We start from the raw sequence: 24,955 nt of genomic DNA, 5'->3' as shown, positions 1-24,955 counted from the left end.
GAGAGAGGATAATAAAAAAAGGACTGTGGATATTGGTTGATAATATGTGATAGAATTTTTAGAAAAATAGTGGGAAATGATAGAATATGAGTTTTATAAAATATGAAAAAACCGGTAGAGCATCTCCCTTTTAAGGAGGGGGCCGTTGGTTCGAATCCAACCTTGATTTAGATAAATTTATACTAAAAATACTTGAAAACAATAAATGGATTATGTTTTAAGATAATATAAGTATATTATCTTTTTTGTTTATTAAGAAGATTCACACTTAGTAAAACAATAAAACTAAAAATTAAAAGTATGAGACTATAAATATGGGCTGTGGTAAAATCTAAATTTTCCATACTTTCATATATAGCAATACTAGCTACTTTTGTTTCTCCACTTAAAGAACCGCCTATCATTAATACTATACCAAACTCACCCATAGTATGTGCAAAACTTATCACCAAAGCACTTAATATAGCTGGTTTAATACTAGGTAAGATTACTTTAAAAAGTGTGATGAAAGAATTTTTTCCCAAAGAAAAACTAGCCTCTATAATATTTTTAGAAATCATAGACATTGCATTATATAAAGGATTAAACATAAAAGGTAAAGAATAAATACAACTTGCTATCACCAAACCTTCAAAGGTAAAAGCTAAAGTGATATTAAAGTGTTTTTCTAAAAAATTACCCAAAAAAGAGTATTTTGAAAACAAAATCAACAAGTAAAAACCAACAACAGATGGTGGTAAAACCAAAGGTAAGGTTATTATGGTTTCTAGAATTTTTTTTGCTCTAAATTGCTTAAAAGTAAAAACCCAAGCAAGAGGTATGCAAAAACAAAACAAAATTATACAAGTAATAATAGAAAGCTTTATGGAAACTAAAAAAGGTGTCCAATCTATACTTAATAATAATTGTGTCATTATTAAAACTTTCTCAAGTCAAAAAAGACTTGAGATTACTTTCCTAAATTTGGCTCCATTTCCATAATTTTCCAAGGAAGTCCTTGAGTATTTAACTCATCCATAAAAGGTTTAGCATCAAATTCTTCCATGTTAAACACGCCTTTTCCTTGCCAAATTCCTTTAGCAATTAACTTTGTTCCTATCATTGCAGGAATTCCGGTAGTATAACTCACAGCTTGCGCTCCAGTTTCTTTAAAGCATTCTTCGTGATTACAAACATTGTAAATATAAACTTGTCTATCTTTTCCATCTTTTACACCACGGATTACACAACCTATATTAGTGTAACCTTTAGTACGAGGGCCCAAACTAGCAGGATCAGGAAGTAAAGTTTTTAAAAATTCTATTGGTATTATCTCTCTACCTTGATGCATAACAGGTTTAATACCTAGCATACCAACATTTTCAAGACATTTCATATGAGTTAAATAACTTTGTCCAAAAGTCATAAAAAATCTTATTCTTTTTAGACCTTTGATATTTTTTACTAAACTTTCAAGCTCTTCATGATAAAGCAAATAACTATCCTTTACTCCTACTTCAGGATAATCCCACTCCATTTTTATTTCCATAGGTTCAGTTTCTATCCATTTTCCATTTTCCCAATAACGACCCTTAGCAGATACTTCTCTTAAATTTATCTCAGGGTTAAAATTAGTTGCAAAGGCATATCCATGATCACCTGCATTACAATCTAGTATATCAATATAATGAATTTCATCAAATAAATTTTGTTGCGCATAAGCACAAAATACATTAGTAACACCTGGATCAAAACCGCTTCCTAAAAGTCCTAAAATTCCTGCTTGTTTAAACTTATCATTTCTTAACCATTGTTCTTTATATTCAAATTTAGCTAAATCAGGATGTTCATAATTTGCAGTATCTACATAGTGAATATTAGTTTGAATACACGCATCCATTAAAGCAAGATCTTGATAAGGCAAAGCCACATTTAATAAAATTTCAGCTCCTGTTTTTTTGATAAGTTCTACAACAGCAGATGTGTCATCTGCATCTACTTGCTCAGTTTGAATTTCTATACCTAAACGCTCTTTTATAAAAGCTGCTATTTCATCACATTTACTTTTAGTTCTACTTGCTAGAGTTATTTTACTAAAAACATCACTATTCATTGCACATTTTACAGTTGCAACGCGACTTACACCACCTGCACCTATAATCAAAAGATTTTTCATTTATTTTCCTTAAATTTTTTAGAAAATTGTAACAAAAAAACTTTATAAAGCATTGAAATAAAAAATAAAAAATAATTTTTATAATGTTTTTTTAAACCAAAACAAGTAAAATGATAGTTTTTTAAATTTTTTAAGGACACTTATGAATTTACAAAGTGTGGAACTTTCTTATCCTATTGTTATTACTTTTATTACCTATGCATTTTTAATGCTTTTTATAGGTTTGTATTTTTACAAAAAAAATCAAAACAGTAAAGATTATTTTGTTGGTAATGCCTCCATGGGGCCTGTAATATCTGCCTTAAGTGCAGGTGCTTCTGATATGAGTAGTTGGCTTTTAATGGCTTTTCCTGGTGCTTTATATGCAGCTGGTTTGGGACAAATTTATATAGCCATAGGTTTAAGCTTTGGTATGTTTTTGAACTGGACTTTTGTTGCTAAAAGATTAAAGATTTTTTCTCAAATAGCCAAAGAATGTATTACAATTCCTGATTTTTTCGAAAGTCGCTTTCATGATGATAAGCATATTTTAAGAAGCATTTGTGCGGTAGTTATTTTGGTATTTTTTACTATTTACATTAGCGCTGGATTAGTAAGTGGTGCTAAACTTTTTGAAAGTGTATTTAATTTGCCTTATATTTTTGCCTTGAGTATTGGATTTTTAGTTATTGTTTTATATACTTTTTTAGGTGGTTATAAAGCTGTATGCTGGACTGATATGATACAAGGACTTTTAATGATGAGCTCATTAATCATCATTCCTTTTGTGATGATTTTTGAACTTGATGGCTTTGGCGAAGCTTTTTCTACTATAAATGATGTAAAACCCCAAGCCTTTGGTTTAGATGGTGGTGGTTGGCTAGTCGTAGTATCAACCCTAGCATGGGGGCTTGGTTATTTTGGTCAACCTCACATTTTAATCCGCTTTATTTCTATAAAAAATGTAAAAGAAATTCCTACTGCAACTTTTATAGGTATAACTTGGATGGTAATTTCTTTATTTGGTGCTGCTATGATAGGATTTTTAGGTATTGCTTATATAGCCAAATTTAATCTTACTTTAAATGATCCTGAAAGAATATTTATTGTAATGTCTCAAGTGCTTTTTAATCCTTGGGTGGCAGGAATTTTACTCAGTGCAATTTTAGCAGCTATAATGAGTACTGCAAGTTCTCAACTACTAGTATGCGCTTCTAGCTTGGTGCAAGATTTTTATACACAAATCTTAAAAAGAAAAACAAATGATAAAAATATTACTTTATTATCACGTCTAGGTGTTTTAGCTGTTGCTTGCATAGCTTTTATGCTTTCACTTGATACTCAAAGTCAAATTTTAAGTATAGTTTCTTACGCTTGGGCTGGTTTTGGTGCAAGCTTTGGAAGTGTTATTTTATTTTCTTTATTTTATAAAAATATGAGCAAAGAAGGTGCAATAGCTGGAATGGTTAGCGGAGCTTTAACTGTTATATTTTATAAACATTTTGGTTCAAATTTTATAGCAATTTATGAAATCATTCCTGGATTTTTAGTTGCAAGCTGTTTTATTGTGATTTTTAGTGTGATTTTTAAAGCAAAAAAACATACAATAAAACACTATGAAAAAATGTTAAAAGAAATTTAAATGTTTAAATCTTTTTTTTATTCAAAAAAATGGGCATTGTGGGCTTATTTGGGTTTGTTTTTTTTACTAGCTTCTTTACTTGCTCAAACTTCCATTAATGTTGCAATAAATGAATGGTATAAAGAATTTTATGATGTTTTACAAGATGCAAAAAATCATAGTATAGATGACTTTTATCATTTTATTAAGCAATTTTTATATCTAGCATTGCCTTATGTATTAATCGCTACTATCACACAATATTTTGGAAGTATTTATGCCTTTAAATGGCGTGAAGCTATGACTTTTGATTATATTAAATTTTGGCAAAAAAAAGATGACAACATAGAAGGTAGTTCACAAAGAATTCAAGAAGATATTTATAATTTTTCAAAAATCATAGAAAGCTTAGGATTGGCTTTTGTTAAGGCAATTATGACTTTAATTGCTTTTGTTCCGATTTTGTGGATGTTAAGTGTGCATGTTAATTTACCTATCTTAAAAGACATTAATGGATCCTTAGTATGGATTGCATTTTTGGTTTCTTTGGGAGGTCTTGTTATATCATGGTTTGTTGGCATTAAATTACCTGGTCTTGAATATAATAATCAAAAAGCTGAAGCTGCTTTTAGAAAAGAACTTGTTTTTGCTGAAGATGATAGAAAAAATTATGCGAGCGATGAAAGTATTTTAAGTTTATTTACTGGACTTAAAATCAATTATAAAAGATTATTTTTGCATTATGGGTATTTTAATATATGGCTTTATTTATTTGAGCAAATCATGGTTATAGTGCCTTTTTTAATCATGGCTCCAAGCTTGTTTTTAGGACTTATACAACTTGGAATTATCATACAAGTTGGCAATGCTTTTGATCAAGTTAGATCATCATTTAGTATTTTTATCACCAATTGGACAACTATCACACAATTGCGTAGCATTTATAAACGTTTAGATGAATTTGAAAAAAATATTGAATATAGAAAACATAAATTAATTTAAAATATGTCGTTTATTTTAAGCTAATTTTATAGTTTTGATTTGATATAATTTTGCAAAAATTTTATTAAAGGAGTTTTTTTGGACCCCAGTCAATCTTTAGACTTAAATCAAACATTACCCGCTGTTGCCTCAATTGATGTAGGCTATTCTACTTTTATGATTCTTGTTGCATTAGCTTTAGTGCTTTTAAATGGATTTTTTGTTTTATCTGAATTTGCTATTGTTAAAGTACGTAGATCAAAACTCGAAGAAATGGTAAAAGAAAAAAAACGTAATGCAAAAAAAGCTTTAGAAGTCACTTCAAAACTAGATACTTATTTAAGCGCCTGCCAACTTGGTATTACGCTAAGCTCTCTTGCTCTTGGTTGGATAGGTGAACCTGCTATTGCTAAAATTCTTGAAGTTCCTTTGGCAAATTTAGGCTTAGCTCCAGCATTAATTCATACTATAGCATTTGTTATCGCTTTTGCTATTATCACATTATTGCATGTTGTATTAGGTGAATTAGTTCCAAAGAGCGTTGCTATCACTATTGCAGATAAAGCTGTTTTATGGGTTGCAAGACCATTACATTTGTTTTGGTTACTTTTCTTACCTTTCATTAAAACATTTGACTTTTTAGCTGCAGTTTCTTTAAAAGTTATAGGTATTAAACCTGCTAAAGAACATGAATTAAGCCACTCTGAAGAAGAAATTAAATTTATTGCAAGTGAAAGCCAAAAAGGTGGAGTTTTGGATGAATTTGAAACTGAAATCATACGTAATGCTGTTGATTTTTCAGATACAGTAGCAAAAGAAATCATGACACCTAGAAAAGATATGATATGTCTTAACAAACAAAAAAGCTATGAGGAAAATATGCAAATAGTTTGTCAGTACAAACACACACGCTTTCCATATATAGATGGTTCTAAAGATATCATTTTAGGTATGGTACACATTAGAGATATCATGCAAAACGAACTTAGCAAAGATAAGAAAAATTTAGATGATTTTTTAATCAAAATGATCTTGGTGCCAGAAAATATCAGCATATCTAAAGTCCTTTTCATGATGAACAAAGAACAAGTGCACACAGCGTTAGTAGTGGATGAATATGGTGGCACAGCTGGACTTTTAACCATGGAAGATATTATGGAAGAAATCGTTGGAGATATTAACGATGAGCATGATGATTCTAGTCCACATTTTAAAAAACTTGCAGAAAACATTTATGAATTTCAAGGAAGATATGAAATTAGCGAAGTAGAAGAAATGCTTGATATACGCTTTAATGAAGAGCTAGAACAAGTCACTATAGGTGGATATGTTTTCAATCTCTTAGGACGCTTACCTGTAGTTGGAGATAGAATAGAAGATGAATTCTGCTACTATGAAGTCAAAAAGATGGATAGAAATAGTATAGAACGCATTAAAGTTGTACGCAAAAATACTGATGAAGAAGAGTGATAAACTCTTCTTTTACTTTCATACAGTCCTCAATCTTATCCATTCTAACCTACAAGGAAAATATATGCAATTACATGATGAAATTAATCAATTTATGCAAGAATGCAAAAGCATTATGATATCTTCTTTAAATTTAAACAATCAAACAATATGCTCATACGCACCTATTATAAAAATTAAAAATGACTTTTATATTTATATTAGTGAAATCGCTGAACACTTTGAAGGAGCAAAATACAATAATAAAAACATAGAAATTATGTTTATAGAAGATGAAAAAGATTGCGTGTCAATCTTTGCAAGAAAAAGACTTAAATTTAGAGTAGAGAGTGCAGAAATAACAAGAGATAATCAACTCTTTGAGCAAGTATTAAATACTTATGAAAATGAAAACAATAAAGAAATAATCCAAGTCATTAAAAATATGAAAGATTTTCATTTATTTCAGCTGATACTAAAAAATGGAAGATATGTTAAAGGTTTTGGAAAAGCATATGAAATTAATGAAGGAGTAATTAATTTAATTAATTCAAAAGGACATAAATAATTCAAGATGAGCTTTTTGCTCATCTTGGTAGATTAACCATTTCTTTTTTTGATAATTTCTTCAGAAACGTTTTTTGGAACTTCATCATAGTGATCAAATTCCATAGAATAAGTAGCACGGCCTTGAGTTTGACTTCTAAGATCAGTTGAGTAACCAAACATCTCAGCCAAAGGACAAAATGCTGTAATAATTTTATTACCACCTCTTTCATCCATTGAATTTACTTGACCACGACGTTTATTTAAATCTCCAATAACATCACCCATGTATTCTTCTGGAGTTTCAACTTCAACTTTCATCATAGGTTCTAATATTACTGCACCTGCTTTTCTAGCACCTTCTTTAAAGCCCATAGAAGCAGCAAGTTTAAATGCCATTTCAGAAGAATCCACTTCATGGTAACTTCCATCATAAACAGTTACTTTAACATCTTCAACAGGATATCCCGCTAAAACACCGTTTTGCAATGCTTCTTGTATACCTTTATCAACAGCTGGAATATATTCTTTTGGAATTACCCCACCTTTGATATCATTTACAAACTCATATCCACTACCTGGTTCAAGCGGCTCAAGTCTTAAGAATACATGACCATACTGACCACGACCACCTGATTGTTTAGCGTATTTGTATTCTTGCTCAACTGTTTTTCTAATAGTTTCACGGTAAGCAACTTGAGGTTGACCAACTTCTGCTTCAACTTTAAACTCACGAAGCATTCTATCAACAATAATTTCTAAGTGAAGCTCACCCATACCTGAAATGATGGTTTGACCACTTTCTTCATCTGTAGAAACTCTAAAGCTTGGATCTTCTTGAGCTAATTTATTTAAAGCAATAGACATTTTTTCTTGATCTGCTTTTGTTTTAGGCTCAACAGCAACTGAAATAACAGGATCTGGAAAATCCATTCTTTCCAAAATAACTTTATCTTTTTCACTTGCTAAGGTATCACCAGTTAGTGTATCTTTAAGACCAACAACTGCTCCAATTTCCCCTGCATATAAAGTTTTAATCTCTTCTCTTTTATTAGAGTGCATTTTCAAAAGACGACCAATTCTTTCTTTTTTATCTTTTGTTGAATTATATGCATAAGAACCACTTTCTAAACTTCCTCTATATACACGAACGAAAGTTAATTGTCCAACAAATGGGTCAGTCATAATTTTAAATGCAAGACCTGCAAATTCACCATCATCAGTTGATTTTACAGAAACTTCTGTACCATCTTCATACTCACCTTTGATATTAGCAACTTCATCAGGAGCTGGTAAATAAGCAACAACAGCATCAAGCAGTGGTTGAACACCTTTGTTTTTAAAAGCCGTACCACAAAGCATAGGAACCATAGAAAGACTTAAACATCCTGCTTTAATACCTGCTTTGATTTCTTCTTGAGTAAGTTCTTCACCGCCTAAATATTTCTCCATTAATTCATCGCTTGTTTCAGAAACAGCTTCTATCATTTTTACACGATATTCTTCAGCCTTTTCTTTAAGCTCAGCTGGAATTTCTTTTTCTACATAATCGGTTGGTTTACTTTCATCTTCCCATACCAAAGCTTTCATAGTGATAAGATCAATCACACCTTTGAAATTATCTTCAGCACCAATTGGAATTTGAAGTGGAACTGGGTTACCTTTTAAGCGATTTTTAATTTGCTCTTCCACGTTAAAGAAATTTGCACCAATTCTATCCATTTTATTTACAAAAACAATTCTTGGAACACCATATTTATTAGCTTGTCTCCAAACAGTTTCTGATTGTGGTTGAACTCCACCTACTGAACAAAATACTGCAACAGCACCATCTAAAACACGCATTGATCTTTCAACTTCGATTGTAAAGTCAACGTGGCCTGGAGTGTCTATAAGGTTGATTTGGTGATTTTTCCAAAAACAAGTTGTAGCAGCAGAAGTAATTGTAATACCTCTTTCTTTTTCTTGTTCCATCCAGTCCATTGTAGCTGCACCATCATGTACTTCGCCAATTTTATGACTCATACCTGTAAAGAAAAGAATTCTTTCACTAGTAGTTGTTTTACCAGCATCAATGTGAGCTGCAATACCTATATTTCTAACTCTTTTTAAAGGAGTACTTCTTGACATGTTTTACTCCTCTTACCAGCGATAATGAGCAAATGCTTTATTAGCTTCTGCCATTTTATAAGTATCTTCTTTCTTCTTAAATGAAGCGCCTTTACTATTAGCTGCGTCTAATAATTCAGCTGCTAATTTTTCAATCATAGTTCTTTCACTTCTTTTTCTAGCAAAAGAAATAATCCATCTTATAGCTAAAGCTTGTTGTCTAGCTGGGCGTACTTCTACTGGAACTTGATAAGTAGCACCACCAACACGACGAGATTTAACTTCTAATAAAGGCTTGATATTTTCAATAGCATCATTAAAAATTTCTATACCTTTTTTTTCTCCACCTTTTTTATCGATAGCTTCTAAAGCACCATACATAATAGTCGTAGCCGTGCTTTTTTTACCATCATACATTAAAGAATTAATGAATTTTGTGATTACTTTATTTCCATAAATCGGATCTGGCAAGACTTCTCTTACCGGAGCTTTTCTTCTTCTCATAATTTTCCTTCAAATTTATAATTTTACTCAAACAAAATCAAATCTAACGGATTTGTCTGCAATCTTATTACTTAGCTGCTGCTTTAGGGCGTTTTGCACCATATTTAGAACGAGAAACAGTTCTTTTTGCAACACCTGCAGTATCTAAGGCACCACGAACAATGTGATACTTAACACCTGGTAAGTCTTTTACCCTACCACCACGCACTAAAACAATGCTGTGTTCTTGTAGGTTGTGACCTTCACCACCGATATAACTAATAACTTCAAAGCCACTTGTAAGTCTTACTTTGGCAACTTTTCTTAACGCTGAGTTTGGTTTTTTAGGAGTTGTTGTATAAACCCTAGTACAAACTCCCCTTCTTTGTGGGCAATTTTTAAGCGCTGGTGATTTAGATTTTTCTAAAACTTTTTTGCGCTCTTTTCTAACCAATTGATTTATGGTTGGCACAGTAATTCCTTTCATTAATAAAATAATAAACTTTGGATAATATCTAAATTTTACTTATAAAATTATAAACTATTAAGGTTTTCTTGGAGTTTTTCTAAAAACAAATAAATGTGATAAGCATCATTGGTGGCATGATTAACATTAATACTAAAAGGAATGAGAAATTTTTTATTTTCTTTTATAATCTTTCCACTTGTTATAATAGGAAAGAAATACTGCTCTTTTTTTGGCAAGTGTAAAGAAAAATTTTCAAAAACTATCCAAGGAATAGCAGAAATATTAAAAAGATTATCTATAGGTTCTTTTAAAAACATACTTTTATCGTTTTTTATTAATTGTTTATCCTCTTCATATAAAGATAAAAAATCATTTAAATTTTCTTTATAGAAAGTCCAAAGAACAGAAAAAGTTTTAGAATCCTTATGAAAAATAGTATAAGAAGGATGGATAATATCATAACATATTAGTTGTTTGTTTTGATCTAAACTAAATTTAAAATTATCAAAAGCATTTATACTTTTACTAATAGTGTGGATAAAACAAGGGTAGAATTCATAATTATTGTTTTTAATAAAATAATAAAAAGAACTAATATCTAATTTAACAGTAATTTCAAACGAGCAAGGAATATTTTGAGTGTAAAATTCAAAATGATCCTTTCTTTTATATTTTTCCAAATCAATCACTTTGAACATAATACACTCCAAAAATCCTAGCAAAATCGCTAGGATTGAAAATTAATTTTGTTGTTTAAGTTTTAAATTTTGATCTCCATAAAGACCTGTACCAACAGGAATCATGCGACCTAAGATTACATTTTCTTTTAGATCTTCAAGATAGTCAAATTTACCTGCGATACTTGCTTCTGTTAAAACTTTTGTTGTTTCTTGGAATGAAGCAGCCGAAATCACACTATCACTTCCAATAGCTGCTCTTGTAACCCCAAGCAATACAGGCTCAGCTACAGCAGGTTCACCGCCATATCTTAAAATTCTTTCATTTTCTTCTCTGAATTTTCTTCTTGAAACCAAATCACCCACAATAAAGTTTGTATGACCACTATCAACAATTTTTACTTGTCTTAGCATTTGCGATACGATAATTTCAATATGCTTATCAGAAATCACAACACCTTGACCACGATAAACTTGCTGAATTTCAGAAATAAGATAATAATGCAATGCTTTTTCACCTAAAATTCTAAGCACATCATGACTTGAAATAACTCCATCGGTTAATTTTTCACCCGCATGAATAAATTCACCATCTCTTACTTGAATGCGTTTTGATTTATCAATTAAATACTCTGCGCTACTTCCATCTTCTGCTTGGATAATGATTCTTTCTTTTGATCTTAAAGGTTTATCAAATCTAACAACCCCGTCAATTTCAGCCACAACAGCAGTATTTTTTGGCTTTCTTGCTTCAAATAATTCAGATACCCTTGGAAGACCTCCAGTAATATCTTTTGATTTAGCTGCTGCCTTTGGTGTTTTAGCTAAGATATCAGCTTGCTTAACCTTATCGCCATCGTTTACATAAATAACAGTTTTTGGTTCGAGTTGATAACGCACCACTTGATCGTTTTCACCTATGATTAACAACGCTGGACGCACTCCACTTGGTAAATACTCATTAATAACAAGTGATCTTTTACCAGTTGCTTCATCAATTTGCTCATCAGCACTATAGCCTGATTCAATATCTTCAAAGTTAATTGTACCTGCAACTTCTGCAATTACAGTATTATTATATGCATCCCATTCAGCAATGATAGTTTTATCTTCTTTGCTTGATTTTGCTATGATAGTTTTAGGATTATCCACAAAAGTACTATCATCAAATTCAATCACAGAATCTCTTGGTATATAGTGTCTTTTTGCTTCTCTATCATTTTCATCAGCAATAACAACAAAAACACCTTTTTCTTTAACTACATCACCTTTTTTAAGATTTCTAATTCTATCTAAACCATCCCCTTTAAGCATATAAAACTTCAAGGTACCTTTTGCACCAGCTACAATATCTTGAGTGATAGGATCGCCATCTTTTACTAGCAATTCACTCGCATAAGGGATACGGTTTGGTATATTCCAACCCTCTTTGATTACTTCTACAATACTTTCATTTTCAGCTACTTCAGCACCATCGCTATATGGAATATATAATTTACCTTCGATATTACCACTTACACCTGCAAGCTCATTAGCTTTTGCTAAGTCATACTTTCTTAATATAAATTTAGCTTCATTGTTTTTTGCTTTAACGCTAACCACCACATCCTCATATGCATGCTCAATATGGATAGTTCCTTTAAATGGAGCTTTGATTTTTGGCTCCACAAGTAAAATAGCAGCATTGCGATGATTAGCCACTATAGTTTTACCTTGTCTATCTTCATAGGTATTAAGATTATAAAATCTTACAAAACCTTCTTTATGTGCTACCACTTGACGATCTTGTAAATCTGTACTAGCAGTACCACCACTGTGGAAAGTTCTTAGTGTAAGCTGTGTTCCTGGCTCACCGATTGATTGAGCAGATATAATACCTACAGCCTCACCTGGTTTAACTAATTTTCCTTCGCCTAGATTAATACCATAGCATTTAGAACAAACTCCTTTTTTAGCTTTACAAGTAATAGGAGTTCTAATGCTTACACTCTTTACTCCACTTTCAACAATAATTCTAGCTTTTTCCTCATCTACTAAAGTACCTTCTGAGAACAAAATCTCATTAGTAATAGAATCAATAATATTTTCAGCTAAAACTCTTCCTAAAATTCTTTCTTCTAAGGTTTCAATCACAACACCATCTGCAGTAATTTCATTAATTTCAACACCCTCATGTGCACCACAATCTTCCATTGTAACTTTTACATTTTGTGCCACATCGATAAGTTTTCTTGTCAAATAACCTGCATTTGCTGTTTTCAACGCTGTATCTGCAAGACCTTTTCTAGCACCGTGAGTTGAAATGAAATACTCAAGAACGTTAAGTCCTTCACGGAAGTTCGAAATGATCGGTGTTTCAATAATAGAACCATCAGGTTTAGCCATAAGACCCCTCATCGCAGCAAGCTGAGAAATTTGAGCCGCTGAACCCCTAGCGCCAGAATCTGCCATCATATAAATAGAGTTAAATCCTTCTTTGTCTTTTTTAATCAACTCCATCATATCTTTTGATAAGACATTATTAGCGCTTTTCCAAATATCAATAATCTTGTTATATCTTTCGCCTGAAGTAATCAAACCTAAATTATATGAATTTTGGATTTCTCTTACTTGTTTTTTAGCTTCTTCTATACTTTTTTGCTTTTGATCAGGCACAATAATATCAGCAATTGAAATAGAAATACCCGCTTTTGTTGCATATTCAAAACCAAGATCTTTTAATTTATCTAAAAAGCTAGCACTTACTTCAAGTCCGCCCTCTTTATAAACATAATCAACCAAAGCTGCAATATCTTTTTTCTTCATGACTTTATTCCACATATTTTCAGGAACAAAATCAGGCAAGATAGACTTAATAATTAATCTTCCAGCAGTCGTAGTGATTTTTCTTCCATCAACTACGCTTCTAATACTTGCATGAATATCTAAAGATTTTGCTTCTAGGGCAATCATAACCTCTTCAATACCTGTACAAATTTTATGCTCACCCTTAGCACCATCTTTTTCTAAAGATAGATAATAAATCCCCAAAACCATATCTTGAGAAGGTACAGTCACAGAACGACCACTTGCTGGAAGCAAGATATTCATAGATGAGAGCATTAATACTTTACACTCAGCTATTGCTTCTTGTGATAAAGGCACATGCACAGCCATTTGATCCCCATCAAAGTCAGCATTAAACGCTGCACATACTAATGGATGAAGTTGAATTGCCTTACCCTCTACAAGAACCGGATGGAAAGCTTGGATGGAAAGCTTATGTAAGGTTGGTGCACGATTAAGCATTACAGGATGACCTTTAACAACCTCTTCTAAACACTCCCAAACCTCATTGGTTTTATTTTCTATCATTTTTTTAGCTTGTTTTACAGTGGTAGCATAACCTTTTTCTTCAAGTTTAGCTAACAAATGTGGCTTAAATAATTCCAAAGCCATTTTTTTAGGTAAACCACATTGATCCATTCTAAGTTTTGGCCCAACAACAATAACACTACGACCTGAAAAATCCACTCTTTTACCAAGTAGATTTTGTCTGAAACGACCTTGTTTTCCTTTGATGATTTCACTTAAAGATTTTAATGGACGTTTATTTGCACCTTTAACTGCATTTGCTCTTCTACCATTATCAAATAAAGCATCGACTGCTTCTTGAAGCATTCTTTTTTCATTTCTAATGATAATTTCAGGTGCATCAAGCTCCATAAGTCTTTTTAAACGTGTATTTCTATTAATAACTCTTCTATATAAATCATTCACATCAGAAACTGCAAATTTTCCACCATCTAAAGCTACCAAAGGTCTTAAATCAGGTGGTAACACAGGTAAATTTGTAATCATCATCCATTCAGGACGATTTGGAACTACTTCATCACTATTTGTATTAGTATTTAAATTACTATTTAAGAAATTTTCCACCACTTTTAAGCGTTTGATGATAGTTTTTTTCTTTGCTTCTGAATTAGTTGCTGCAATATCTTCTTTTAATTTATTTAAAAGCTCAACAAGATCTAAATTTGCTAGCAAATCTCTAACAACTTCACCACCCATTCTAGCTTTAAAACCACTGCTTTCGTAGCGCTGCATTAAATTTAAATACTGCTCTTCATTTAATACATCGCAAAATTCAACTTTTTTAGTATTTTCATTATCATAGTATGCATCACCTGGATTTTCTACTATATATGCTTCATAATACAATACGCGCTCTAAATCTTTCATCTTTACGCCAAGTAAAGTACCGATACGACTTGGCAAAGAATTTACATACCATATATGTGCTACTGGTGTAACTAATTCAATATGCCCCATTCTTGAGCGGCGTACTTTAGAACTAGTAACTTCAACACCACATTTTTCACACTTAATACCTTTAAAACGCATTTTTTTATACTTACCACAAAGACATTCATAATCTCTTACTGGTCCAAAAATTTTAGCGCAAAAAAGCCCGTCTCTTTCAGGCTTTAAAGTTCTATAATTAATTGTTTCTGGTTTTTTTACTTCACCATAAGACCATGATTTGATTTTTTCAGGACTTGCAAGTCTTAATTGAAAAGCTTCAAAGTCTCTAGGTCTGCCATCTTCTTTTATTTCGATAGGTTTAAATTTACTCATTATTCTCATCCTTATCAAAAATCTCAACATCTAAAGCAAGAGATTTTAATTCATTTGTAAGTACAAAGAATGTCTCTGGAATACCTGTTGCTGGAACATTCTCACCTTTTGTTAAAGCTTTATAAGCACTAAATCTACCTTCAACATCATCAGATTTTATGGTTAACATTTCTCTTAGAGTATGAGCTGCTCCATAAGCTTCAAGAGCCCAAACCTCCATCTCACCAAATCTTTGTCCACCAAATAAAGCCTTACCACCAACTGGTTGTTGTGTTACAAGACTATAAGGTCCAGTACTTCTTGCGTGAACTTTTTCATCTACTAAATGGTGTAATTTAAGCATATACATACATCCAACATGCACACGCTCTGCCATTTTTTCACCAGTTCTTCCATCATAAAGTTCGCTTTTTCCATCCATAGCTATTTTAGCCATTTCAAAAAGCTTACCAAATTCTTCAACCGTTACGCCTTCAAATACAGGAGTAGCAAATTTCACTCCTTTAGCCCAATCTCTAGCATAAGAAATAAGCTGTTCATCATTTAAAGTTTGCACAAATTTCTTTTCTAATTCAAGTCTAGATACACTACAAATTTCAAGAATTTTTTCACGTAATTCTTTTACAAAATCTTTTTGTTTTCTATCAAAAATTTCTTGAATTTGATCACCTAGTCTCATACCAACAATCCCCAAATGACTTTCAAGAATTTGTCCTATATTCATACGACTTGGAACCCCTAGAGGATTTAAGGCTATATCAATAGGTCTTCCATCAGGTAAATATGGCATATCAACTTCTGGAACGATATTAGACACAATACCTTTATTTCCATGGCGTCCTGCCATTTTATCCCCAACTTTCAATTTTCTCTTAGTCGCGATATATACTTTAACAAGTTTTACTACCCCACTTGGTAAAATATCATCTTTTTCTAAAATTTCTAATTTTTCATCATGCTCTGTTTTAAGTTTTTTCTTCTCATTTTGGAAATGATTTTTTAAATCATCATATTCCTTTTGTACTTCTTTAGAATAAGCTTTAACTAAAGAATTTAATGCAAAACGATTGATTTTTTCTAATTCTGTAATTTCTACTTTAGAGCCTTTTTTATATTTAACACCATTTATTTCTTCATCTGAATTTAAAGCTGATTTAGAAAGTAAAGAACATACTCTTAAAGTTTCTTCTCTATCCATCATTAAAAGTCTATCATGATGTTCTTTTTCAAGATTTAATTTTTCATCATCATAAGCTTTTATAGCGCGTGCATCTTTTTCATAACCTTTTTTAGTAAAGATTTTTACATCTACAACAACACCTTCTAATGAGGCGGTTGCATATAAAGATTTATTTACAACATGTCCAGCTTTTTCACCAAAAATAGCTCTTAATAATCTTTCTTCAGGTGTAGGTTTTACTTCACCCTTAGGTGAAACTTTACCTACCAAAATCATACCAGGCTTTATATGAGTTCCTATTTTAGCGATACCACTCTCATCAAGATGTGCTAAATCTTCTTCTTTTACATTTGGAATGTCTTTTGTAATTTCTTCTACACCATCTTTAAGCTCTCTAGCCTCTACTTCTTTTTCATAGATATGAACACTAGTAAAAGTATCTTCACGTAAAATTTTCTCACTAATTACAATAGCATCTTCATAGTTATACCCATGCCATGGCATAAATGCGATTAAGGCATTCTTACCAATAGCAAGCTCTCCTTGATCCATACTTGGGCCATCTGCAATGATTTGACCTGCTTGAATAAATTCGCCTTTTTTCACAATCGGGTGTTGAATAAAAGTTGTATTTTGGTTAGTTCTTAGATTTTTTTCCATTTTATAATGATCAATAAATGGTCCATTTTCATCTTCGCCCAAAATAAAAATATTTTTATTGTCAACTTTTTCTACAATCCCTGCTCTTTTAGCTTTAATAGCCTCCCAAGCATCACGAGCAATGATTTTTTCCATACCAGTACCTACTATAGGTGCTTGTGCGGTTAGTAAAGGCACTGCTTGACGTTGCATGTTTGAACCCATTAAAGCTCTGTTTGCATCATCATGCTCTAAGAATGGGATTAATGACGCTGCAACCCCTACTATCATACCTGAACAAAGGTCAATCAAATGTACTTCTTCTCTTCTTGCTAGGATTGTTTCACCATCTTGTCTTGCTTCAACAAATTCCTCAACAATATTACCTTTTTCATCAATTTTAGTTGAAGCGGCTGCAATCACCAAGCCCTCTTCTTGAGTAGCAGTCAAGTAAACAATTTCATTACTTACTTTTCCATTTTCTACCTTCTTATAAGGTGCTTCAACAAAGCCTAGATCATTTACTTTAGCATAAGTTGAAAGTGTATTAATTAATCCGATGTTTTGACCTTCTGGAGTTTCAACAGGACAAATTCTTCCATAATGCGTTGCATGAACATCACGTACTTCAAAACCCGCTCTTTCTTTTACTAAACCACCTTCACCAAGCGCTGATAAACGACGTTTGTGAGTCACTTCACTCAATGGGTTTGTTTGATCCATAAATTGAGATAATTGACCACCAGTAAAAAATTCCATAATTGTTACAGTAATTGTCTTAGGATTAATCAAATCATAAGGCATTACTTTATCAATATCTGTATTTAAAGCCGTAAATTTATCTCTAATTGATTTTTGCATTTTAGCAAGACCTACATGAAGTTCATTTGCTAGAAGTTCTCCAATTGATCTTATACGACGATTACCTAAATGGTCTCTATCATCAATATGACCTCTACCATTTTTTACTTTAATTAAATATTTTGCAGTTTTTACTATATCTTCATTGGTTAAAACCGTAACATATTCAGGTGTATCTAATCCTAGTTTATGATTCATTTTCATACGACCAACTTTTGTTAGATCATATCTTTCAGGATTAAAAAATAAATCATTCACAAAAGCTTTTGCAGCATCTTTTACTACCGGTTCGCCTGGTCTCATTACTTTATAAATTCTAATAGCTGCTAAATCATTCTCATCATCTATATTCTCGGTTTGTTTTAATAATTTTAAAGTTTCATTATCTTGAATGAAAGAATTAATAATAGCAGCATCTACTCCATTAGCTAAGTCATTAGCAATATCAAACTGTTTTTCCTCTTTAATTTTTGCTAGTTTTCCCTCATCTAATAGCGTTAAAGAATCAAATAAAACCTCACCAGTTTCTTTATTAATAATAGGATTAGCTAAATATCTATTTGTTAAAATTTCAACTGGATATTCAACCCATTTAACCCCATCTTTTACAAGCTGTTCAGCCTTTTTCTTTGTCATTCTTTTACCAGCTTGATGAATTACATTGCCTTTTTCATCTTTCAAGTCATACTCAACTCTATCTAAAAAGTCATTTGGATTAAATTCAGTTAAGAATTTATCTTTTTTAACATGAATAGTTTGTATAGGGTAAAATAATTTTATAATGTCTTGTTTTTTATAACCAAGTGCTCTAAATAAAATTGTAATAGGCACTTTTCTTCTTTTATTAATACGCACATAAAGCACATCTTTAGCATCATATTCAAAATAAAGCCAAGAACCACGATCTGGTATGATTTGGGCTGTATATACTAATTTATTTGCAACAGTAGAACTTTCTTCTTCTTTAAATATAACACCCGGACTTCTGTGAAGTTGATTTACTACAACCCTTTCAACTCCGTTAATTATAAAAGAAATTCTATCTGTCATTAAAGGGATTTCTCTAATATAAATTTCTTGTTCTTTAATATCTTTTATACCAATTTTTTCACCCGTTTTTTCATCTTTTTCATGTAAAGTTAAACGGATTTTCATTTTTAAATTTACAGAATAAGTCAAACCTCTTTCCATACACTCTCTAATAGTGTACTTAGGTTTACCTACTTCACTACTTACATATTCTAAACTTAATCTATTTTGTGGATCATGAATTGGAAAAATAGATTTAAATACTTTTTCAATTCCACTTTCTGAATTTTTAGCATCTATGTTTAAAAAATAATCAAAACTTTTCTTTTGTAATTGTAATAAATTTGGAATGTCTATTTGTTGTGGAACATTCGAGAAGTCTATTCTTAAACGATTTCCTGATTGTGAATTTAACATATTATTATACCCCATGGTAAAAGTATTGAAAGAAAGAATCCTAATTAAAGGAAAACAAGAAAGGATATAAAATCCTTTCTTTTAAAACAAAAAAATTATTTAAGCTCAACCTTAGCGCCAGCTTCTTCAAGTTGTTTTTTAGCTTCTTCGGCTTCAGCTTTGCTAACACCTTCTTTAAGAACTGATGGAGTTTGTTCAACAGCATCTTTTGCTTCTTTTAGTCCAAGACCAGTTAAAGCACGAACAACTTTAATTACATTGATTTTTTTATCGCCACCATCTTGTAATACGATGTCAAATTCAGTTTTTTCTTCAGCAGCACCGCCAGCAGCACCTGCAACAGCAGCACCTGCAACCATAACTGGAGCAGCAGAAACACCAAATTTTTCTTCAAATTCTTTTACTAATTCTGAAAGTTCAAGAACACTTAGGTTAGAAATAAATTCTAATACATCTTCTTTAGTAATTGCCATTTTTTATCCTTTTTAAATTTTATTCAGCTTCTTTTTTTTCTTTTAATGCATTTAATCCAATTGTAAAATTGGTGATTGGCGCATTCCAAACTTGCAAAAGCATAGCAAGCAATTCATTGCGAGAAGGCATTTTAGCTAAAGCTTTAACTTTATCTACTGAAGCAACTTCACCATCAATAAATGCGGTTTTGATTTCAAATGTTTGATTAGCTTCGCTAAATTTATCAGCAACTTTTGAAACATTTAATTGGTCTTCACCCCAAAGATAAATATTTGTATCTTTAAGTTCCATTCCATCTTTGCCGGCATTTTTAAGAGCAATACTTGCTAAAGTATTTTTAATAATTTGAACTTTAACATCCATTTCTCTCGCATTATTTCTTAACTCTTCAAGTTTTTTAGTATTTAAACCTTTGTAGTTACAAACTACAACAGCTTCACTAGCCTTAAAACCCTCTTCAAGCTTAGAAACAAGTTCAATTTTTTGGCTTTTAGTCATCTTTACTCCTTTCCGACCGGTGATTTCAAGCAGAGCAGAAAATCTAATTAAGTCCTAAGACCTCGGCTATCTCCAATCTAAGATAAAAATTAGATAAGATAAAAGTTATTATCTTATCTAATTTTTATTAATGAGAGAAAAACTCTCATTAATTTTATTTTGTATCAAGTAATTCTTGAGTATCAAGAGAAAGAGAAGGACTCATAGTCAAAGAAAGACTAGCATTTTTAATATATCTTCCTTTTGCAGCAGCTGGTTTATGTTTATTAATAGCTTTTACGAATGCTGTCATATTTTCTTTTAATTGTTCTTGAGTAAAACTAACTTTACCCAAACCTGCATGGATGTTTCCTTGTTTATCAACACGGAAATTAACTTGTCCATTTTTAGCATTATTAACAGCTTGAGCAACATCCATTGTTACTGTACCTGTTTTAGGATTTGGCATCAAACCTTTAGGTCCTAAAATACGACCTACTTTACCTACTAGACCCATTAAATTTGGTGTAGCAATTAAAACATCAAAATTCATATTACCTTTTTGAATTTCTTCTACTAAATCATCGCTACCAACTATATCAGCACCTGCATTTTTTGCTTCATCAGCTTTTGCATCTTTTGCAATAACAGCAACACGAACTTTTTTACCTGTACCGCAAGGTAAAACAACACTACCTCTTACCATTTGATCTGCATGTCTTGGATCAACATTTAATTTTAAAGCAATTTCAACTGTTTCATCAAATTTAGCAGAAGCAAGAGTTTTTACTGTGCTTATTGCTTCATCCATTAAATAGTTTTTATTTGAATCTATTTTTTTTAATAATTCTGTAAATCTTTTAGTATTTTTAGACATCAATTTTCTCCGCATTTTATATAAAGTGCTACCGCCTTTTTAAACTCTTGGCGGTAAAGAGTATTAATCTACGATTTCAACACCCATAGAACGAGCAGAACCCATGATAATTTTAGCAGCTTGCTCTCTATCTTTTGTATTCATATCAGCGATTTTTTTATCTACAATTTCTAAAACTTGTGCTTTAGTTAATTTACCTACTTTATTTTTTAAAGGGTTATCCGCACCTTTAGAAATACCTGCAGCTTTTTTAATTAAATCTGTAGCTGGTGGTTGTTTTGTTATAAATGTAAAGCTTTTATCTGCATAAACAGTAATAACAACTGGAATATTAAAACCAGCCATATCTTTTGTTCTTTCATTAAATGCCTTACAAAATTCCATAATATTAACACCTTGTTGACCTAAAGCAGGACCAACTGGAGGTGATGGATTAGCCTTAGTAGCAGCTATTTGTAATTTAATTTCTCCTACGACTTTTTTAGCCATAACCTTTCTCCTTTACTTACTATATAATCAAACTATTTTTTCAACTTGAGAGTATAAGATTTCTACTGGAGTTGATCTACCAAATATAGAAACATTTAGCTTTAAAACGCCTCTAACCATATCATATTCCTCTACAATACCAACAAAGTTTGCAAAAGGACCTTCAGTTATTCTTACACTTTCTTCTTTATCAAATGAAATTTTAGGCTTAGGTGCTGCTTTATTTTTCACCTTTTCTAAAATAAGATTGATATCTTTTTCACTTAATGGAGTTGGTTTTTTACTTTCACCTATAAAACGACCAACCTTTGGTAAAGACTGAATTTTGTGCCAAAGCTCTGTTGATAAGTCTATATTAGCAAATACATAGCCTGAATATAAACTTCTTTCGCTTATTTTTTCTTTACCATTTTTAAATTCAATCACATCTTCAGTTGGAACAATTACTTCTAATAATTGCTCTTGAATTCCATGATCTCTAACTAAATTTTCTATGGCTCTTTTTACAGCCATCTCACTACCTGCATAAGTTTGAATTGCATACCATTTATGATTCATTTTTCTATCCTATAATCTTAGATAATGAAAATGACATAATCAAATCAACTAATGCTAAAAATAATGAAACAACAGTAACAACTACAAAAACTGTAATATAAGCATTTCTAACTTGCTCTTTCAAAGGCCAAATTACTTTTCCTAATTCAGCTTTTGACAATTTAAAATAAGTTATTAGTTTTTCCATATTTTACCTTATTTTGTGGCAGGGCAAGAGGGATTCGAACCCCCAACCATCGGATTTGGAATCCGGCGCTCTACCGTTGGAGCTATTGCCCTAAGGGCTTTTTTATAAAAGCCTTAACTTTTTAATTTAACTTCTTTATGAATTGTATGTTTTTTCAATCTTGGGCAATATTTTTTTAATTCTAACTTTTCAGTTGTATTTTTACTATTTTTAAAAGTGCTATAATTAATATCACCGCACTCTTCACATTTTAAACCAACTTTAATTCTCATTTTTATTCCTTAAAAAGCGAGATTAAATCTCGCTTATAATTATTTAATAATTTTAGAAACAACACCTGAACCAACAGTACGGCCACCTTCACGGATAGCAAAACGAGTACCCTCTTCAAGTGCAACTGGTGCAATAAGACTTACAGTAATTCTAACATTATCGCCTGGCATAACCATTTCAACGCCTTCTGCAAGTTGGATAGAGCCAGTAACATCAGTTGTTCTTACATAAAATTGTGGTCTATAGTTATTAAAGAATGGAGTATGGCGTCCACCTTCATCTTTATTTAAAATATAAACTTCTGCTTCAAAATCAGTGTGAGGAGTTATTGATTTAGGTTTAGCAAGAACCATACCACGAAGAACATCTTCTTTTTTAGTTCCACGAAGAAGAACACCAACGTTATCTCCTGCTTCACCTTGATCCATTTCTTTTCTAAACATTTCAACACCAGTTACTGTAGTGCTTTGTGTTTCTCTAATACCAACGATTTCAATAGTATCGCCAACTTTAACAATACCTTTTTCAATTCTACCAGTAACAACTGTACCACGACCTGAAATTGAGAATACATCTTCGATAGGCATTAAGAAATCTTTATCTGTATCACGAGCTGGAGTTGGAATATACTCATCAACTGCTGCCATAAGATCTAAGATTTTTTTAGACCATTCACCATCTTGTCCAGCTTTTGCTTCTTCAAGAGCTTGTAAAGCTGAACCTGAAATAATTGGAGTATCATCTCCTGGGAAATCATAAGAGCTTAATAACTCTCTAATTTCCATTTCAACTAATTCTAATAACTCAGCATCATCAACCATATCAGCTTTGTTCATGAAAACAACAATATATGGTACACCTACTTGACGAGAAAGTAAGATGTGCTCTCTAGTTTGTGGCATTGGGCCATCTGCAGCAGAAACAACAAGAATAGCACCGTCCATTTGAGCAGCACCAGTAATCATGTTTTTAACATAGTCAGCGTGACCTGGGCAGTCTACGTGAGCATAGTGACGATTTTCTGTTTCATACTCAATGTGAGAAGTAGCAATAGTAATACCACGCTCTTTTTCTTCAGGAGCGTTATCGATATTATCATAATCTTTAAGCTCAGCCAAACCTCTTCTTGAAAGAACAGCAGAGATAGCAGCTGTTAAAGTAGTTTTACCGTGGTCAACGTGACCAATAGTACCAATATTTACGTGAGGCTTATTACGTGAAAATTTTTCTTTAGCCATCTTTTTCCTCCATATAAAATTTACAAACAAATACTAATTTATGTTTTATAATCTTTTGAAATCAATGGAGCTCATAGCGGGACTTGAACCCGCGACCTCTCCCTTACCAAGGGAGTGCTCTACCTCTGAGCCATACGAGCGCTCAGAAAAATTAAAAACATAAACTATAAAATTTTGGAAATTTGAAACTGCTAGAAATTCTGAATTTAAAAACAGCTCCCAGTTTCACTCTACCAAAATCAGGTTGGAGCGGGAAACGGGACTCGAACCCGCGACCCTCAGCTTGGAAGGCTGATGCTCTAGCCAACTGAGCTACTCCCGCAAAGCAATGGTGGTGAGTCGTGGATTCGAACCACGGAAGGCGAAAGCCAGCAGATTTACAGTCTGCCCTCGTTGGCCACTTGAGTAACTCACCATGAATAATAATGCTTTTTATTTCTGGTCAAACACTGCTATTAACAATGGAGCTGGTTAAGGGACTTGAACCCCCGACCTGCTGCTTACAAGGCAGCTGCTCTACCAACTGAGCTAAACCAGCAAAAAATAAAGTTGAATTATAATGTAATTTTAAATTAATGTCAAGTGTTTTAAATAATTTTGTATAATTTTTAAAAAATAAAGGATTTATTATGAAAATTTTATTTTCACCTAGTGAGGGAAAAAGTAAAATAAATACACATAGTTGTTTAAATGAAAAATCATTCATATTTAACAAGCTATACGATAAAAGACTTGAAGTAATTGCTAAATACAAAAAATTTATTAAAGAATGTGATGAAAATATTCTTGAAAAATTTTTTGGTATCAAAGACAAAGATGAACTATATAATCTTAGCCAAGATATATTAAAAAAAGATACAACTAAAGCAATTCAAAGATACAATGGTGTTGCTTTTGAATATTTAGATTATGAGAGTTTGGATGAAATAGCTAAAAAATATATAGATGAAAATGTATTAATATTTTCAAATCTTTTTGGTCCTATGTTAGCAAAAGATTTAATACCTTATTATAAATTAAAACAAGGAGAAAAAATCAAAGATTTTAATATAGAAAAATTTTATAAAGAAAATTTTTCCGGTGAGATTGATGATTTTTTAGAAAATGAATTAATAATCGATCTTAGAGCCAAATTTTATGAAAAATTTTACACCATTAAACAACCCTTTA

At 31.7% G+C, this 24,955-nt stretch carries 21 protein-coding genes and 5 tRNA genes; 5 read left to right on the top strand and 21 right to left on the bottom strand.

Translation table 11 applies throughout. The features are described from left to right. Positions 1-236: 236 nt before the first annotated feature. Entirely contained in the window at positions 237-914 is a 678-nt protein-coding gene (modB, locus tag CAMP5118_RS07435) for a molybdate ABC transporter permease subunit (protein WP_263679660.1), read from the bottom strand. Positions 915-949: 35 nt separating this feature from the next. After that, positions 950-2,155, bottom strand: a complete 1,206-nt coding sequence (locus CAMP5118_RS07430) for a saccharopine dehydrogenase family protein (RefSeq protein WP_337216980.1) — start codon at positions 2,153-2,155, stop codon at positions 950-952. 142 nt (positions 2,156-2,297) lie between these two features. Between CAMP5118_RS07430 and putP the strand changes: the two genes are divergently transcribed. The 4 genes from putP (at position 2,298) to CAMP5118_RS07410 (ending at position 6,753) form a co-directional block, all read left to right on the top strand. Then, positions 2,298-3,776, top strand: coding sequence for a sodium/proline symporter PutP (gene putP, locus CAMP5118_RS07425; RefSeq protein WP_337216979.1), 1,479 nt, complete (start codon positions 2,298-2,300; stop codon positions 3,774-3,776). Continuing rightward, complete coding sequence (locus CAMP5118_RS07420; protein WP_263679664.1) at positions 3,777-4,757, top strand: putative transporter; 981 nt, start codon at positions 3,777-3,779, stop codon at positions 4,755-4,757. 78 nt (positions 4,758-4,835) lie between these two features. Next, entirely contained in the window at positions 4,836-6,206 is a 1,371-nt protein-coding gene (locus tag CAMP5118_RS07415; RefSeq protein WP_337216978.1) for a hemolysin family protein, read from the top strand. Between the two features lie 64 nt (positions 6,207-6,270). Then, positions 6,271-6,753: a pyridoxamine 5'-phosphate oxidase family protein gene (locus tag CAMP5118_RS07410; protein WP_337216977.1), complete on the top strand. Its 483-nt coding sequence runs from the start codon at positions 6,271-6,273 to the stop codon at positions 6,751-6,753. 32 nt (positions 6,754-6,785) lie between these two features. Here CAMP5118_RS07410 and fusA read toward each other — a convergent pair whose 3' ends face one another. The 19 genes from fusA to CAMP5118_RS07315 all read right to left on the bottom strand — a co-directional run bounded on the left by fusA (position 6,786) and on the right by CAMP5118_RS07315 (position 24,323). Then, positions 6,786-8,861: an elongation factor G gene (fusA, locus tag CAMP5118_RS07405; protein WP_039668128.1), complete on the bottom strand. Its 2,076-nt coding sequence runs from the start codon at positions 8,859-8,861 to the stop codon at positions 6,786-6,788. Positions 8,862-8,873: 12 nt separating this feature from the next. Further along, positions 8,874-9,344 carry a 30S ribosomal protein S7 gene (gene rpsG, locus CAMP5118_RS07400; RefSeq protein WP_012661188.1) on the bottom strand — a complete coding sequence of 157 codons (471 nt, stop codon included), beginning with the start codon at positions 9,342-9,344 and terminating at the stop codon, positions 8,874-8,876. 67 nt (positions 9,345-9,411) lie between these two features. Then, on the bottom strand, positions 9,412-9,795 hold the full coding sequence (gene rpsL, locus CAMP5118_RS07395; protein ID WP_012661187.1) for a 30S ribosomal protein S12: 384 nt from the start codon (positions 9,793-9,795) through the stop codon (positions 9,412-9,414). A 62-nt stretch (positions 9,796-9,857) separates the two neighbouring features. After that, positions 9,858-10,490, bottom strand: a complete 633-nt coding sequence (locus CAMP5118_RS07390) for a CatA-like O-acetyltransferase (RefSeq protein WP_263728210.1) — start codon at positions 10,488-10,490, stop codon at positions 9,858-9,860. Positions 10,491-10,532: 42 nt separating this feature from the next. Beyond that, a complete protein-coding gene (gene rpoC, locus CAMP5118_RS07385; protein WP_337216976.1) occupies positions 10,533-15,086 on the bottom strand; it encodes a DNA-directed RNA polymerase subunit beta' in 4,554 nt (1,517 codons plus the stop codon). Then, positions 15,079-19,212, bottom strand: coding sequence for a DNA-directed RNA polymerase subunit beta (gene rpoB, locus CAMP5118_RS07380; RefSeq protein WP_263683249.1), 4,134 nt, complete (start codon positions 19,210-19,212; stop codon positions 15,079-15,081). The genes rpoC and rpoB overlap by 8 nt, the downstream gene beginning before the upstream one ends. Positions 19,213-19,307: 95 nt before the next feature. Further along, a complete protein-coding gene (rplL, locus tag CAMP5118_RS07375) occupies positions 19,308-19,685 on the bottom strand; it encodes a 50S ribosomal protein L7/L12 (RefSeq protein WP_012661184.1) in 378 nt (125 codons plus the stop codon). A gap of 19 nt (positions 19,686-19,704) precedes the next feature. Continuing rightward, positions 19,705-20,184: a 50S ribosomal protein L10 gene (gene rplJ, locus CAMP5118_RS07370; RefSeq protein ID WP_012661183.1), complete on the bottom strand. Its 480-nt coding sequence runs from the start codon at positions 20,182-20,184 to the stop codon at positions 19,705-19,707. Between the two features lie 154 nt (positions 20,185-20,338). Next, the gene (rplA, locus tag CAMP5118_RS07365) at positions 20,339-21,040 is read right to left on the bottom strand and encodes a 50S ribosomal protein L1 (RefSeq protein WP_039617747.1); all 702 of its coding nucleotides are present in this window, start codon (positions 21,038-21,040) and stop codon (positions 20,339-20,341) included. Between the two features lie 63 nt (positions 21,041-21,103). Next, entirely contained in the window at positions 21,104-21,529 is a 426-nt protein-coding gene (rplK, locus tag CAMP5118_RS07360; protein WP_012661181.1) for a 50S ribosomal protein L11, read from the bottom strand. Positions 21,530-21,556: 27 nt separating this feature from the next. Further along, positions 21,557-22,087, bottom strand: coding sequence for a transcription termination/antitermination protein NusG (gene nusG, locus CAMP5118_RS07355; RefSeq protein ID WP_012661180.1), 531 nt, complete (start codon positions 22,085-22,087; stop codon positions 21,557-21,559). A 4-nt stretch (positions 22,088-22,091) separates the two neighbouring features. Further along, positions 22,092-22,274, bottom strand: coding sequence for a preprotein translocase subunit SecE (secE, locus tag CAMP5118_RS07350; RefSeq protein WP_012661179.1), 183 nt, complete (start codon positions 22,272-22,274; stop codon positions 22,092-22,094). A gap of 16 nt (positions 22,275-22,290) precedes the next feature. Further along, a tRNA-Trp gene (locus CAMP5118_RS07345) sits at positions 22,291-22,366 on the bottom strand. 21 nt (positions 22,367-22,387) lie between these two features. Further along, positions 22,388-22,546, bottom strand: coding sequence for a 50S ribosomal protein L33 (gene rpmG / locus CAMP5118_RS07340; protein WP_012661178.1), 159 nt, complete (start codon positions 22,544-22,546; stop codon positions 22,388-22,390). A gap of 39 nt (positions 22,547-22,585) precedes the next feature. Next, positions 22,586-23,785 carry an elongation factor Tu gene (gene tuf, locus CAMP5118_RS07335; protein ID WP_039668122.1) on the bottom strand — a complete coding sequence of 400 codons (1,200 nt, stop codon included), beginning with the start codon at positions 23,783-23,785 and terminating at the stop codon, positions 22,586-22,588. Between the two features lie 65 nt (positions 23,786-23,850). Beyond that, positions 23,851-23,925: transfer RNA gene (locus CAMP5118_RS07330), tRNA-Thr, on the bottom strand. Between the two features lie 105 nt (positions 23,926-24,030). Further along, positions 24,031-24,107, bottom strand: a tRNA-Gly gene (locus tag CAMP5118_RS07325). A 7-nt stretch (positions 24,108-24,114) separates the two neighbouring features. Then, positions 24,115-24,200, bottom strand: a tRNA-Tyr gene (locus CAMP5118_RS07320). 47 nt (positions 24,201-24,247) lie between these two features. Continuing rightward, positions 24,248-24,323: transfer RNA gene (locus CAMP5118_RS07315), tRNA-Thr, on the bottom strand. Between the two features lie 91 nt (positions 24,324-24,414). On the opposite strand from CAMP5118_RS07315, the gene yaaA reads away from it, so the two are divergent. Then, on the top strand, positions 24,415-24,955 hold a 541-nt coding region (gene yaaA / locus CAMP5118_RS07310), incomplete at its 3' end, for a peroxide stress protein YaaA (RefSeq protein ID WP_337216975.1).

The organism is Campylobacter sp. LMG 7929 (assembly GCF_024723595.1).
Lineage (GTDB): Bacteria > Campylobacterota > Campylobacteria > Campylobacterales > Campylobacteraceae > Campylobacter_D.
This window is presented reverse-complemented; position numbering and strand designations above follow the sequence as displayed.

What these genes read in the sequence shown, in the direction of transcription:
- modB (WP_263679660.1), bottom strand. Translation starts at nt 914, where the DNA reads ATGACACAATTATTATTAAGTATAGATTGGACACCTTTTTTAGTTTCC.
- CAMP5118_RS07430 (WP_337216980.1), bottom strand. Translation starts at nt 2,155, where the DNA reads ATGAAAAATCTTTTGATTATAGGTGCAGGTGGTGTAAGTCGCGTTGCA.
- putP (WP_337216979.1), top strand. Translation starts at nt 2,298, where the DNA reads ATGAATTTACAAAGTGTGGAACTTTCTTATCCTATTGTTATTACTTTT.
- CAMP5118_RS07420 (WP_263679664.1), top strand. Translation starts at nt 3,777, where the DNA reads ATGTTTAAATCTTTTTTTTATTCAAAAAAATGGGCATTGTGGGCTTAT.
- CAMP5118_RS07410 (WP_337216977.1), top strand. Translation starts at nt 6,271, where the DNA reads ATGCAATTACATGATGAAATTAATCAATTTATGCAAGAATGCAAAAGC.
- fusA (WP_039668128.1), bottom strand. Translation starts at nt 8,861, where the DNA reads ATGTCAAGAAGTACTCCTTTAAAAAGAGTTAGAAATATAGGTATTGCA.
- rpsG (WP_012661188.1), bottom strand. Translation starts at nt 9,344, where the DNA reads ATGAGAAGAAGAAAAGCTCCGGTAAGAGAAGTCTTGCCAGATCCGATT.
- CAMP5118_RS07390 (WP_263728210.1), bottom strand. Translation starts at nt 10,490, where the DNA reads ATGTTCAAAGTGATTGATTTGGAAAAATATAAAAGAAAGGATCATTTT.
- rpoC (WP_337216976.1), bottom strand. Translation starts at nt 15,086, where the DNA reads ATGAGTAAATTTAAACCTATCGAAATAAAAGAAGATGGCAGACCTAGA.
- rpoB (WP_263683249.1), bottom strand. Translation starts at nt 19,212, where the DNA reads ATGTTAAATTCACAATCAGGAAATCGTTTAAGAATAGACTTCTCGAAT.
- rplL (WP_012661184.1), bottom strand. Translation starts at nt 19,685, where the DNA reads ATGGCAATTACTAAAGAAGATGTATTAGAATTTATTTCTAACCTAAGT.
- rplJ (WP_012661183.1), bottom strand. Translation starts at nt 20,184, where the DNA reads ATGACTAAAAGCCAAAAAATTGAACTTGTTTCTAAGCTTGAAGAGGGT.
- rplA (WP_039617747.1), bottom strand. Translation starts at nt 21,040, where the DNA reads ATGTCTAAAAATACTAAAAGATTTACAGAATTATTAAAAAAAATAGAT.
- rplK (WP_012661181.1), bottom strand. Translation starts at nt 21,529, where the DNA reads ATGGCTAAAAAAGTCGTAGGAGAAATTAAATTACAAATAGCTGCTACT.
- nusG (WP_012661180.1), bottom strand. Translation starts at nt 22,087, where the DNA reads ATGAATCATAAATGGTATGCAATTCAAACTTATGCAGGTAGTGAGATG.
- secE (WP_012661179.1), bottom strand. Translation starts at nt 22,274, where the DNA reads ATGGAAAAACTAATAACTTATTTTAAATTGTCAAAAGCTGAATTAGGA.
- rpmG (WP_012661178.1), bottom strand. Translation starts at nt 22,546, where the DNA reads ATGAGAATTAAAGTTGGTTTAAAATGTGAAGAGTGCGGTGATATTAAT.
- tuf (WP_039668122.1), bottom strand. Translation starts at nt 23,785, where the DNA reads ATGGCTAAAGAAAAATTTTCACGTAATAAGCCTCACGTAAATATTGGT.